General features: G+C 71.5%; 9 protein-coding genes. 7 read left to right on the top strand and 2 right to left on the bottom strand.

The features are described from left to right. Positions 1-327: 327 nt before the first annotated feature. Positions 328-1,437 carry an ADP-ribosylglycohydrolase family protein gene (locus B9S58_RS05860; RefSeq protein ID WP_103531068.1) on the bottom strand — a complete coding sequence of 370 codons (1,110 nt, stop codon included), beginning with the start codon at positions 1,435-1,437 and terminating at the stop codon, positions 328-330. Between the two features lie 296 nt (positions 1,438-1,733). Here B9S58_RS05860 and B9S58_RS05855 point away from each other — a divergent pair, with 296 nt between their 5' ends. The 3 genes from B9S58_RS05855 to B9S58_RS05845 all read left to right on the top strand — a co-directional run bounded on the left by B9S58_RS05855 (position 1,734) and on the right by B9S58_RS05845 (position 8,926). Next, positions 1,734-2,465: a VIT1/CCC1 transporter family protein gene (locus B9S58_RS05855; protein WP_103531067.1), complete on the top strand. Its 732-nt coding sequence runs from the start codon at positions 1,734-1,736 to the stop codon at positions 2,463-2,465. Between the two features lie 448 nt (positions 2,466-2,913). Then, the gene (gltB, locus tag B9S58_RS05850; RefSeq protein WP_103531066.1) at positions 2,914-7,473 is read left to right on the top strand and encodes a glutamate synthase large subunit; all 4,560 of its coding nucleotides are present in this window, start codon (positions 2,914-2,916) and stop codon (positions 7,471-7,473) included. Continuing rightward, positions 7,466-8,926 (top strand): glutamate synthase subunit beta, encoded by a 1,461-nt coding sequence (locus B9S58_RS05845; RefSeq protein ID WP_103531065.1) that lies wholly within the window; start codon positions 7,466-7,468, stop codon positions 8,924-8,926. Before gltB ends, B9S58_RS05845 begins: the two co-directional genes overlap by 8 nt. Before the next feature lie 163 nt (positions 8,927-9,089). Here B9S58_RS05845 and B9S58_RS05840 read toward each other — a convergent pair whose 3' ends face one another. Continuing rightward, complete coding sequence (locus B9S58_RS05840) at positions 9,090-10,019, bottom strand: rhomboid family intramembrane serine protease (protein ID WP_103531064.1); 930 nt, start codon at positions 10,017-10,019, stop codon at positions 9,090-9,092. A 144-nt stretch (positions 10,020-10,163) separates the two neighbouring features. Between B9S58_RS05840 and B9S58_RS05835 the strand changes: the two genes are divergently transcribed. From B9S58_RS05835 to B9S58_RS05820, 4 genes are all read left to right on the top strand, one after another. Then, positions 10,164-10,913, top strand: coding sequence for a VWA domain-containing protein (locus B9S58_RS05835; RefSeq protein WP_103531063.1), 750 nt, complete (start codon positions 10,164-10,166; stop codon positions 10,911-10,913). After that, on the top strand, positions 10,910-11,473 hold the full coding sequence (locus B9S58_RS05830; protein ID WP_103531062.1) for a HutD family protein: 564 nt from the start codon (positions 10,910-10,912) through the stop codon (positions 11,471-11,473). The genes B9S58_RS05835 and B9S58_RS05830 overlap by 4 nt, the downstream gene beginning before the upstream one ends. A gap of 67 nt (positions 11,474-11,540) precedes the next feature. Further along, positions 11,541-12,050 carry a GNAT family N-acetyltransferase gene (locus tag B9S58_RS05825; RefSeq protein WP_103531061.1) on the top strand — a complete coding sequence of 170 codons (510 nt, stop codon included), beginning with the start codon at positions 11,541-11,543 and terminating at the stop codon, positions 12,048-12,050. 69 nt (positions 12,051-12,119) lie between these two features. Next, positions 12,120-12,656, top strand: coding sequence for a pyridoxamine 5'-phosphate oxidase family protein (locus tag B9S58_RS05820; RefSeq protein WP_103531060.1), 537 nt, complete (start codon positions 12,120-12,122; stop codon positions 12,654-12,656). Positions 12,657-12,745: the final 89 nt, after the last annotated feature.

The following is a 12,745-nucleotide window of genomic DNA, read 5'->3' as shown; positions in this document are numbered from 1 at the left end:
GGGCGCGGCGGGAGGGGGGAGGGGTGGCCGGCGCCCCGGCCGCCTCGCGTGGCGTCGCCGTGGCCGGACCGCCTGTGACTGCCTCGTGTGCGGCCGTCGCGGGACCTCCTGCGCCCGTCTCGCGTGGCGTTGCCAGGACCGCTCCTTGCACGTCCGTCCCGCGTGGCGTTGTCATCGCGGGGCCTCCTGGGGGCGTATCGCGTGGCGTTGCCGTGGCCGGACCGCCCGTGGCTGCTTCGTGTGCGGCCGTCGTCGCCCGTCCGCCCGCGGCTGCTTCCCCCGCGGCCGTCATCGCCGTACCGCCCCCGGTCGCTTCCCCTGACGTCGTCATCGCCGTTCCTCCCGTACGGGCTCGAAGGAAGCGGCCACCGACGCCATGTCCCGTACGGCCGAGGGTTCGCGACCGCCGCCCCGCTCCTGCGCGGCCCCCGCCGGTCCGGCCGCCCCGGCTGCTCCCGGGTCGTCCGGCGTCAGCAGTTCCGCGATGTCCAGCACGTGGTAGCCGCGCATCGAGGGCAGGCAGCTGCCCCGGACCGGGCCGATCGCGCCCGCCCAGTCCGGCGGGATGGCGCTCTCCCCGTGCAGCGCTCCGGCCAGGGCGCCCGCCACCGCCGCCGTCGTGTCCGCGTCGCGGCCCATGTTGACGGCCGTCAGCACCGCCGTCCGGAAGTCCCCGCGCGCGGCGGTGAACGCCCCGAACGCCAGGCCCACCGCCTCCGGCGCGAGGTCCGTCCACGGGTAGCCGGCGATCACCACCGCCGAGCGCACCGCCCGCTCCATCGTGAGCCGGTCGGGGTACGGCCGCTGGGCCGCCGCCACCGCCCGGCGCAGCGACCGGGCGGTCCAGGAGTCCATCGGGACCACCGAGAGCGCGGCCGCGATCACCGAGGTGAGGCCCGAGCCGACCATGGCCGCTGCGACCCCGGCCGCCACCGCCTGGCCCCCGTAGATCCCCTCGCCCTCGTGGCTGACCCGGCCGTCCACCGCGACCAGCCGGGCCGCCTCGGCGGGGCGGCCCGCCGCGAACACCCCGAAGGGGGCCGCCCGCATCGCGAGCCCGTCGCTCCAGGCGTGCCGGTGCTGGGCCGAGATGGGCGCCGCCAGGCCCCGGCGCAGGTTCTCCAGTGTGCCGCGCTCGCTGAACCCGGCCCCCCGGAACGGGCCCTCGTCCAGATCGGCGATCCAGTGGTGCCAGGCCCGCTCCACATGGGAGACGTCGAGCGCGGAGCCGTGCCGGGCCAGCAGCAGCCCGGAGAAGATCGCGTACTCCGTGTCGTCGGTGCCCGCCGGGTCATCGCTCACGAAGCCCTCGATCCGCCCCCAGCGGCGGCGGATCTCGGAGGGCCGCAGGTTCTCCGCCGGGGCGCCGAGAGCGTCCCCGACCGCCAGTCCCAGCAGCGCCCCCCTGGCCCGGTCATTGCCGACGGCCGTGTTCATCGCGTCGCCCTTCCGCTCGTCCGGCGGGTCCGCATCCGATGACGGTTCCGGGCCCTGTCCGCATCTGTGCCACGAGAAGGGCGAGGGGAGGCGGGAAACGCCGGGAAAGGGGCCATGCGGATGACGGCCGAGGTAGCTGAGGCTGTCCTTCCTTTGCAGGTCAGATGGGGTGTAAGCCAGGCTTGCCTTCCTGGCGGAGGCTGCTCGGACGGCGTAGTTTGGACGTCGTCGAAAGTTGTACGAAGTGGGGACAGGTGGGGTGACGGCCCGCCGGAGCGACAGGGGAGAAATACGCCGTGGCCATCATCGAGACCGACGCCGTCCTGCACGAGGCGCACCGGGACAACCACACCCACCGGGATGTGAACGGTGGCTGGCTGCGCCCCGCCGTCTTCGGCGCGATGGACGGCCTGGTCTCCAACCTCGCCCTGATGACCGGGGTCGCCGGCGGTGCGGTCTCCCAGCAGGCCATCGTGATCACCGGCCTTGCGGGGCTCGCGGCCGGGGCCTTCTCCATGGCGGCCGGTGAGTACACCTCCGTCGCCTCGCAGCGCGAGCTGGTCGAGGCCGAGCTCGACATCGAGCGCCGGGAACTCCGCAAGCACCCCGACGACGAGATGGCCGAGCTGGCCGCGCTCTACGAGTCCCGCGGCGTGGACGCCCCGCTGGCCCGCGAGGTCGCCCGGCAGCTGTCGCGCGATCCGGAACAGGCGCTGGAGATCCACGCCCGTGAGGAGCTCGGCATCGACCCGGGCGACCTGCCCTCGCCGCTGGTGGCCGCCGTCTCGTCGTTCGGCGCGTTCGCGCTGGGCGCCCTGCTGCCCGTCCTGCCCTATCTCCTCGGCGCGAGCGTCCTGTGGCCCTCGGTGCTTCTCGCGTTGATCGGCCTGTTCGCCTGCGGTGCGGTGGTGGCCCGGGTGACGGCCCGCAGCTGGTGGTTCAGCGGGCTGCGGCAGCTCGCCCTCGGTGGTGCGGCGGCGGCTCTGACGTACGGACTGGGCACCCTGTTCGGTGTGGCGGTCGGCTGACTCCGGCGCGGCCCGGCGAACGGTGTGGTCGGGCCGCCCGAACGGCTTGACGGCGCGGCAGCCGTGTGACGTACGTCCTGATGACGCCCACTGGGCGGATCGAGCCCCCCGGCCGTAAAATGAGACCCTATACAGGGCCGCACATAAGTAGCCGTTACTCGGTGGTTTCGTTTCCTTTGCCACCGGGCATGAGCCGTAAGCACCGCAGGCAACGACGCCTGCTCTCTGCGGGTCCCCGGGCGCCGATCGTTCCGACAGCGACCCACCCCCTGGTCGGTACCGGTCACCTCTGGTCACCCAGTCACCTCCGGTCACCACGGTGTCCGTATGTTGGAACACGCCTTCCGCTTCTTGAGAAGCGCCCCATCATGTAACCTGCACGAAATTTCGCAGAGGGCCAACGTCGTCCCTCGGCACCGCAAATGCCACGACGACGACGGGAGAGCCGATGCGTATCGACGCCTGGTCGCCCATGGACGGTCGCCCCGCCCAGCAGGGGATGTACGACCCCCGTAACGAGCACGACGCCTGTGGCGTCGGGTTCGTGGCCACTCTGACCGGTGTGGCCAGCCATGAGCTGGTCGAGCAGGCGCTGACCGTGCTGCGCAACCTCGAACACCGCGGCGCCACCGGCTCCGAGCCCGACTCCGGCGACGGCGCCGGCATTCTCTGCCAGGTCCCGGACGCCTTCCTGCGCGCCGAGACCCCTTTTGAACTTCCCCAGGCCGGTTCGTATGCCGTGGGCATCGCCTTCCTCCCCGCGGACGACTCCACCGAGGCCGTTCGCACGATCGAGAAGATCGCCACCCAGGAGGGCCTGAAGGTCCTCGGCTGGCGCGACGTCCCGGTCACCCCCGCACTTCTCGGCAACGGCGCCCGCGCCACCATGCCCGAGTTCCGCCAGGTCTTCGTCGCCGACGGCGAGTCCACCGGCATCGTCCTGGACCGCAAGGCCTTCGTCCTGCGCAAGCGTGCCGAGCGTGAGGCCGGGGTGTACTTCCCCTCGCTCTCCGCCCGCACCATCGTCTACAAGGGCATGCTCACCACCGGGCAGCTGGAGCCGTTCTTCCCGGACCTCTCCGACCGCCGCTTCGCCTCCGCGGTCGCGCTGGTCCACTCCCGCTTCTCCACCAACACCTTCCCCAGCTGGCCGCTGGCCCACCCGTACCGCTTCGTCGCGCACAACGGCGAGATCAACACGGTCAAGGGCAACCGCAACTGGATGAAGGCCCGCGAGTCCCAGCTCGCCTCCGAGCTCTTCGGCCAGGCGCAGCTCGACCGGATCTTCCCCGTCTGCACCCCGGACGCCTCCGACTCGGCCTCCTTCGACGAGGTCCTGGAGCTGCTCCACCTCGGCGGGCGCTCGCTGCCGCACTCGGTGCTGATGATGGTCCCCGAGGCGTGGGAGAACCACGACTCGATGGATCCGGCCCGGCGCGCGTTCTACCAGTACCACGCCACGATGATGGAGCCCTGGGACGGCCCGGCCTGCGTCACCTTCACCGACGGCGTCCAGGTCGGCGCGGTCCTCGACCGCAACGGTCTGCGCCCCGGACGCTACTGGGTCACCGACGACGGCCTCGTCGTGCTCTCCTCGGAGGTCGGCGTCCTGGACATCGACCCGGCGAAGGTCGTCCGCAAGGGCCGTCTCCAGCCCGGCAAGATGTTCCTCGTCGACACCGCCGAGCACCGCATCATCGAGGACGACGAGATCAAGGCGTCCCTCGCCGCCGAGCAGCCCTACCAGGAGTGGCTGGAGACCGGCGAGATCGGCCTCGGCGACCTGCCCGAGCGCGAGCACATCGTGCACACCCACGCCTCGGTCACCCGCCGCCAGCAGACCTTCGGCTACACCGAGGAAGAGCTCCGCGTCATCCTCGCGCCGATGGCCCGTACCGCCGGCGAGCCGCTCGGCTCCATGGGCACCGACTCGCCGATCGCCGCGCTCTCGGAGCGCCCCCGGCTGCTCTTCGACTACTTCACCCAGCTCTTCGCCCAGGTCACCAACCCGCCGCTGGACGCCATCCGCGAGGAGCTCGTCACCTCGCTGCGCTCCTCGCTGGGACCCCAGGGCAACATCCTGGAGCCGACGGCCGCCGCGTGCCGCAGCGTCACGCTGCCGTTCCCGGTGATCGACAACGACGAGCTCGCCAAGCTGATACACATCAACGCGGACGGCGACATGCCGGGCATGAAGGCCGCCACCCTCGCCGGTCTCTACCGGGTCGGCGGCGGCGGCGAGGCGCTGGCCGCGCGGATCGAGGAGATCTGCACCGAGGTCGACGCCGCCATGGAGGACGGCGCCCGCCTGATCGTCCTCTCCGACCGGCACTCCGACGCCGAGCACGCGCCGATCCCCTCGCTGCTGCTCACCTCGGCCGTCCACCACCACCTCATCCGCACCAAGCAGCGCACCCAGGTGGGCCTGCTGGTCGAGGCCGGGGACGTCCGTGAGGTCCACCACGTCGCGCTGCTCATCGGATACGGCGCCGCCGCGGTCAACCCGTACCTCGCGATGGAGTCCGTCGAGGACCTGGTCCGCGCCGGCACGTTCATCGAGAACATCGAGTCCGAGCAGGCCATCCGGAACCTGATCTACGCGCTCGGCAAGGGCGTCCTGAAGGTCATGTCCAAGATGGGCATCTCGACGGTCGCCTCCTACCGGGGCGCGCAGGTCTTCGAGGCCGTCGGCCTCGACGAGGCCTTCGTCGCGACGTACTTCAACGGCACCGCCACCAAGATCGGCGGCGCCGGCCTGGACGTCGTCGCCAGGGAGGTCGCCGCCCGGCACACCAAGGCGTACCCCGCCTCCGGCATCGCGGCCTCGCACCGCGCGCTGGAGATCGGCGGCGAGTACCAGTGGCGGCGCGAGGGCGAACCGCACCTGTTCGACCCGGAGACGGTCTTCCGCCTCCAGCACGCCACCCGCAACCGGCGCTACGACATCTTCAAGCAGTACACGGAGCGGGTGAACGAGCAGTCCGAGCGCCTCATGACGCTCCGCGGCCTCTTCGGCTTCGACTCCGGCCGCGAGCCGATCTCCCTCGACGAGGTCGAGCCCGCGTCCGAGATCGTCAAGCGCTTCTCCACCGGTGCCATGTCGTACGGCTCGATCTCCCGCGAGGCGCACGAGACGCTCGCCATCGCGATGAACCAGCTCGGCGGCAAGTCCAACACCGGCGAGGGCGGCGAGGACCCGGACCGCCTGTACGACCCGGCGCGCCGCTCCTCCATCAAGCAGGTCGCCTCCGGCCGCTTCGGTGTGACCAGCGAATACCTGGTCAACGCGGACGACATCCAGATCAAGATGGCCCAGGGCGCCAAGCCCGGCGAGGGCGGCCAGCTGCCCGGCCACAAGGTCTACCCGTGGGTCGCCAGGACGCGTCACTCGACGCCCGGCGTCGGCCTCATCTCGCCGCCGCCGCACCACGACATCTACTCCATCGAAGACCTCGCCCAGCTGATCCACGACCTGAAGAACGCGAACCCGCAGGCGCGGATCCACGTGAAGCTGGTCTCCGAGGTCGGCGTCGGCACGGTCGCCGCCGGTGTCTCCAAGGCACACGCGGACGTCGTCCTCATCTCCGGCCACGACGGCGGAACGGGCGCCTCCCCGCTCACCTCGCTCAAGCACGCGGGCGGCCCCTGGGAGCTCGGCCTCGCCGAGACCCAGCAGACCCTGCTGCTCAACGGCCTGCGCGACCGCATCGTCGTGCAGACCGACGGCCAGCTCAAGACCGGCCGCGACGTCGTCATCGCCGCGCTGCTGGGCGCCGAGGAGTTCGGTTTCGCGACTGCGCCCCTCGTCGTCTCCGGCTGCGTCATGATGCGCGTCTGCCACCTGGACACCTGCCCGGTCGGCATCGCCACCCAGAACCCGGTGCTGCGCGACCGCTTCTCCGGCAAGGCCGAGTACATCGTCAACTTCTTCGAGTTCATCGCCGAAGAGGTCCGCGAGATCCTCGCCGAGCTGGGCTTCCGCACCATCGAGGAGGCCGTCGGCCACGCCGAACTCCTCGAAACCGACCGGGCCGTCACCCACTGGAAGGCGCAGGGCCTGGACCTGGCACCGCTCTTCCACGTCCCCGAGCTGCCCGAGGGCGCGGTCCGCCACCGCATCGTCGAGCAGGACCACGGCCTGACGAAGGCGCTCGACAACCAGCTGATCAAGCTGGCCGCCGACGCGCTCGGAGCGGCGAGCCCCGAGGCCGCCCAGCCGGTCCGCGCCCAGGTCGCGATCCGCAACATCAACCGCACGGTCGGCACCATGCTCGGCCACGAGGTGACCAAGAAGTTCGGTGGTGCGGGCCTGCCCGAGAACACCGTCGACATCACCTTCACCGGCTCGGCCGGCCAGTCCTTCGGCGCGTTCCTGCCGCGCGGGGTCACCCTGCGCCTGGAGGGCGACGCCAACGACTACGTCGGCAAGGGCCTCTCCGGTGGCCGGGTGGTCGTCCGCCCGGACCGGGGCGCCGACCACCTCGCCGAGTACTCCACCATCGCCGGCAACACCATCGGCTACGGCGCGACCGCCGGCGAGGCCTTCCTGCGCGGCCGCACCGGCGAACGCTTCTGCGTCCGCAACTCCGGTGCGCTGGTCGTCTCCGAAGGCGTCGGCGACCACGGCTGCGAGTACATGACCGGCGGCCAGGCCGTCGTCCTCGGCGAGACCGGCCGTAACTTCGCCGCCGGTATGTCGGGCGGCGTCGCGTACGTCATCGACCTGAACCGCGACAACGTCAACGTCGGCAACCTCGGCGCGGTCGAGGAGCTGGACGACACCGACAGGCAGTGGCTGCACGACGTCGTGCGCCGCCACCAGGAGGAGACCGGCTCTACCGTCGCCGAGAAGCTCCTCGCCGAGTGGGACACCGCCGTGACCCGCTTCAGCAAGATCATCCCGTCCACGTACAAGGCCGTGCTCGCCGCCAAGGACGCCGCTGAGCTCGCCGGTCTCTCCGAGCAGGAGACCACCGAGAAGATGATGGAGGCGGCGACCCATGGCTGACCCCAAGGGCTTCCTGACCACCGGACGCGAGGTCGCCCAGACCCGCCCCGTGGCCGAGCGCGTCAAGGACTGGAACGAGGTCTACGTTCCGGGCTCGCTGCTCCCGATCATCAGCAAGCAGGCCGGCCGCTGCATGGACTGCGGCATCCCGTTCTGCCACAACGGCTGCCCGCTGGGGAACCTCATCCCCGAGTGGAACGACTACGCCTACCGCGAGGACTGGACCGCCGCCTCCGAGCGGCTGCACGCCACGAACAACTTCCCGGAGTTCACCGGGCGGCTGTGCCCGGCCCCCTGCGAGTCGGCGTGCGTGCTCGGCATCAACCAGCCCGCCGTCACCATCAAGAACGTCGAAGTCTCCATCATCGACAAGGCGTGGGACAGCGGCGACGTCACCCCGCAGCCGCCGGAGCGCCTCTCCGGCAAGACCGTCGCGGTCATCGGCTCGGGCCCGGCGGGACTCGCCGCCGCCCAGCAGCTGACCCGGGCCGGCCACACCGTCGCCGTCTACGAGCGCGCGGACCGCATCGGGGGCCTCCTGCGCTACGGCATCCCCGAGTTCAAGATGGAGAAGTCGCACATCAACCGCCGCATCGAGCAGATGCGCCTGGAAGGCACCAAGTTCCGTACGGAGGTGGAGATCGGCAAGGACATCGACGCCGCGAAGCTTCGCCGCCGCTACGACGCGGTCGTCATCGCGGCCGGTGCCACCGTCTCCCGCGACCTGCCGGTCCCCGGCCGTGAGCTGGGCGGCATCCACTTCGCGATGGAGTACCTGCCGCTCGCCAACAAGGTGCAGGAGGGCGACCTGACGGTTGCCCCGATCCACGCCGGCGGCAAGCACGTCGTGGTCATCGGCGGCGGCGACACCGGCGCGGACTGCGTGGGCACCGCCCACCGCCAGGGCGCGGCCTCCGTCACCCAGCTGGAGATCATGCCGAAGCCGGGCGAGGAGCGGAACCCGGGCCAGCCGTGGCCGACCTTCCCGATGCTCTACAAGGTCACCTCCGCGCACGAGGAGGGCGGCGAGCGGGTCTACTCCGTCTCCACCACCCACTTCGAGGGCGACGAGGACGGGAACGTCGCGGCCCTCCACCTGGTCGAGGTCGAGTTCAGGGACGGTAAGCTGGAGCAGAAGCCCGGCACGGAGCGGCGCATTCCCGCGCAGCTCGTCACCCTCGCCATGGGCTTCACCGGAACCGACCAGTCCAACGGCCTGGTCCAGCAGTTCGGCCTGGAGCTCGACCAGCGTGGCAACGTCGCCCGCGACGAGCACTACGCGACCAACGTCGACGGCGTCTACGTCGCCGGTGACGCGGGACGCGGCCAGTCGCTGATCGTGTGGGCCATCGCCGAGGGCCGCTCCGCCGCCCGCGGAGTGGACAGCTTCCTGACCGGGACCAGCGCCCTGCCGGCCCCGATCCGCCCGACGGACCGGTCCCTGCTGGTCTGAGCACCACCCGGGTTCCCCCTGGGCCACGTGGCCCAGGGGCACCCCCTTGATACGTCCCGTACAACGGCGTGCGGAACTGAACGCGGCGCCTGCCTGTCCCCGACCGGACTCAAGCGGGCGCCGTGGCGCGTCCGGGGTCGGGTCGGGGTCGGCTGCTCGGGCCTCAGCCGCCCAGCCGGACAGCGCCGCCGGTCAGCTCCGAGGTCCGCACCACCACCGCCAGGGCGAACAGGCCCACCAGCACCACGCCGCCCGTGAGCTGTGCGGGCCGGGTCCGCAGCTTCGCCGGTGCGTACGCGAGCCCGTACGTCACCAGCGCCCCGGTCAGCAGCCCGCCCAGGTGCCCCTGCCACGAGGTGAACGCGGCCGAGATCAGCATCCAGAGCAGGAACCCGGCCATGAAGCGGTTGACCGCCGCCATGTCCCGGCCGAGCCGCCGGTGGATGACCCAGTACGCGGCGGCCAGCCCGAAGACCGCACCGGAGGCGCCGACCGTCGAGGTGTCCGGGGCCAGCAGGTACACCAGGACCGAACCGCCCACCGCCGACAGCAGATACAGCGCCAGATAACGGGCCCGGCCGAGCTGCGTCTCCACCGCCCGGCCGATGCTCCACAGCGCGAACATGTTGAACACCAGGTGCATCACCCCGAACGAGGCGTCCGGAGGAAGGTGCAGGAAGGCCCCGGTCACCAGCCGGTACCACTCGCCGTCCGCGATGCCGGTCAGCTCGTACCCGGGATAGGTGTCGCCCCGGAAGTAGTACTGCTCGCCGTCCGGCCCGGTCAGCGCCGCCCCGAGCACCGCGAACCGGTCCACAATCTCCGGCCTGACCACCTCGCCGAGGTAGACCAGGACGTTGAGCGCCATCAGGACGTACGTCACCATCGGCGCCGTCGCCCGGGACACCGTACCGCCGAAGACCGTACGCACCCGGCGCACCGAACGCTGCCCCTCCTTCACGCACTCCACGCAGTGATGGCCCACGGCCGCCTCCCGCATGCAGTCCGGGCAGATGTAGCGGTCGCAACGGGTGCAGCGGACATACGTCTCGTAGGACGGATGGCGGTAGCACTCGGGGGCGGCGGCCTCCATGGCCGGCTCCTTCACTGGGGATGGGCAACGGGGCCGGTGGGGGCGGCGGCGATCAAGATAGCGAACCGGTGCGGTGGACCGTGTGCCCGGGGCCCGGCGGTGGCCTACGCTCAAGGTCCGCAGAGCACAGAACGGGGGGCCGTCATGAACGGTGCGAACACGGTGGTGGGCCCCGGCCCGGCCATCAGCCTCACCAAGGTGCGGGAGACGGCTCCAGACCTGGTCAGCCTCTACAGGAGCGCCGGGATCTCGCTGGAGAAGCACGGACTGGGCGGCCACCGCGCGGCCGTCTACCTGGTCCTCGACCACTCCGGCTCGATGAAGCCCTACTACAAGGACGGCAGCGTCCAGGCGCTGGCCGACCGGGTGCTGGGCCTGTCGGCCAACCTCGACGACGACGGCACGGTCCCCGTCGTCTTCTTCTCCACCGACGTCGACGCGGTCACCGACATCGCCCTCGACAACCACCACGGCCGGATCGACGAGATCGTGGCGGGGCTCGGGCACATGGGGAAGACCAGCTACCACCTGGCGATGGACGCGGTCATCGACCACTACCTCGACAGCGGCTCCACCGCGCCCGCCCTGGTCGTCTTCCAGACGGACGGCGGGCCGATCAACAAGCTCGCCGCCGAACGCTACGTCTGCAAGGCCGCGAAGCTGCCCCTGTTCTGGCAGTTCGTCGGCTTCGGCAACACCCGCAGCAGCCAGTTCGACTTCCTGCGCAAGCTCGACGAACTGGCCGTCCCGGCCAAGCGGCCCGTCGACAACGCCGGGTACTTCCACGCCGGCCAGGACCCCCGGAAGGTCCCGGACTCCGAGCTGTACGACCGGCTCGTCGCCGAGTTCCCGCTCTGGCTGGCCGCCGCCCGGGAGCAGGGGATCGTCCCGTGACGGTACGGATGCTGCGCGCCGCCGGCCGTGCGCCCGTCACCTGGAAGAACGGCGGCGGGACCGTCCGGGAGATCGCCACCGGCCCCGAGGGCGCGGGGGCCGACACCTTCGACTGGCGGGTGAGCCTCGCGGACGTCACCGACGACGGGCCGTTCTCCGTCTTCCCGGGCGTGGAGCGCATCCTGACCGTGGTCGAGGGCGCGGGCATGGACCTCGTCGTCGGCGGCGAGCACCACATCGTCGACGAACCGCTGTGGCCGCACGGCTTCCCCGGCGATCTGCCCACCGAGGGCTTCCTGCTGGCCGGCCCGGTCGTCAATCTCAACGTCATGTACCGCAGGGCCCGTACGCGGGCGGAGACCGCCGTCCTCTGCGGCACGGTCCGCCTGCTGCCGCCCCAGGGCGGTGCGGTGCTGGCCGTCTCCCTGGACGACGGCGCGGAGCTGGAGGGCACGGACGTCCGCCTGGACCGCTACGACGCGGTGCTGGCGGCCGGGGCGTCGCCCGGGGTCCTGCGGACGATGGGCCAGGCGGCGCTGATCACGTTCTCGGCGGTGTGATCGTCCGGCCGACGGCGGGCGGCATATTCGGCTGACGGGTTCCCCGCCGCCGGATACCGTCACCCGCATGCCCGAACACGCAGCTGGACGCACCGTGATCCGCCGTTATACCGCCGCGGACGAGAACGCCTCGATGGACATCTGGTCCCGGGCCGGCCGTACCGCCCATCCCTTCATCCCCGGCGAGGGCGAGGGCGAGCGCGCCCGCAAGATGCGCGAGGTCTATCTCGTCCACGCCGAGAACTGGGTCGCCGAGTCGAACGGCCGGGTGGTGGCTCTCCTGGGCCTCCTGGACGCCGAGATCGGCGGCCTCTTCGTGGCTCCGGAGGCACAGGGCACGGGGGTGGGCCGGCGTCTCGTCGAGCACGCGGCGGCGCTGCACGGCGCCCTGACCGTGGAGGTGTACGAGAAGAACAGGCAGGCCTGTGGCTTCTACGCCCGGATGGGTTTCGTGGAGGAGAGCCGCCGCGTCGACGAGGAGCACGACGAGGTCATGCTCAAGCTCCTCCGCCCGGCCCCGGAGAACCCGTCCTCGGAGAACCCGGCGCGGAGCGGTGCGACGGACGGCTCGGTCTGACTCCATCCCGGGGCCCGCCCGCCTGTCGCGCCCGAATACCGACAGGAGATGTCGGGTATTCGGTGTTCCATGGCGCCCATGACGTCTTCATCATCGCCTTCGCCCGCACCGGTCTCCTGGGAAGGCTTCGCCGCCGCCGAGCCCGACTTCGCGGACACCGTGCAACGGCGCTTCCGGCTCTACAAGCACCACGTCCTGGCCACCCTGCGGAAGGACGGCTCGCCCCGGGTCACCGGCCTGGAGGCCGACTTCCGCTTCGGTGAACTGCTCCTCGGCATGATGCCGAACTCCCGCAAGGCCCTGGACCTGCGGCGCGATCCGCGCTTCGCGCTCCAGGCCAACCCGGGCCCCGACGCCGAGATGAACGACGGCGACGTCCGTGTCAGCGGCCGGGCCGTGGAGATCACGGACCCGGAGGTGATCGCCCGCTTCATCGAGGAGACGACACCTCCGGAGCCCTTCCACCTCTTCCGGGCGGAGCTGACCGAGGTGGTCCGCATCGGGCTCGACGGCGACGCCCTGGTCATCCGGTCCTGGCGCCCGGGCCGGCCGCTGCGCACCGTGCGCCGCACCGGCGACGACGCTCCGGCGGTCGAAGCGTCCTGAGCCGGGGGCAGGCGCCGGGGCCTCACCCCGCCAGCACCCGGGCCCGGCAGGCGGACGGCGTCCCCCACACGTCCCGCAGCGGCCGGGCC

Origin of the sequence: Streptomyces sp. SM11, assembly GCF_002910905.1 — a bacterium.
Lineage (GTDB): Bacteria > Actinomycetota > Actinomycetes > Streptomycetales > Streptomycetaceae > Streptomyces.
This window is presented reverse-complemented; position numbering and strand designations above follow the sequence as displayed.

What these genes read in the sequence shown, in the direction of transcription:
- B9S58_RS05860 (WP_103531068.1), bottom strand. Translation starts at nt 1,437, where the DNA reads ATGAACACGGCCGTCGGCAATGACCGGGCCAGGGGGGCGCTGCTGGGA.
- gltB (WP_103531066.1), top strand. Translation starts at nt 2,914, where the DNA reads ATGCGTATCGACGCCTGGTCGCCCATGGACGGTCGCCCCGCCCAGCAG.
- B9S58_RS05845 (WP_103531065.1), top strand. Translation starts at nt 7,466, where the DNA reads ATGGCTGACCCCAAGGGCTTCCTGACCACCGGACGCGAGGTCGCCCAG.
- B9S58_RS05840 (WP_103531064.1), bottom strand. Translation starts at nt 10,019, where the DNA reads ATGGAGGCCGCCGCCCCCGAGTGCTACCGCCATCCGTCCTACGAGACG.
- B9S58_RS05835 (WP_103531063.1), top strand. Translation starts at nt 10,164, where the DNA reads ATGAACGGTGCGAACACGGTGGTGGGCCCCGGCCCGGCCATCAGCCTC.
- B9S58_RS05825 (WP_103531061.1), top strand. Translation starts at nt 11,541, where the DNA reads ATGCCCGAACACGCAGCTGGACGCACCGTGATCCGCCGTTATACCGCC.
- B9S58_RS05820 (WP_103531060.1), top strand. Translation starts at nt 12,120, where the DNA reads ATGGCGCCCATGACGTCTTCATCATCGCCTTCGCCCGCACCGGTCTCC.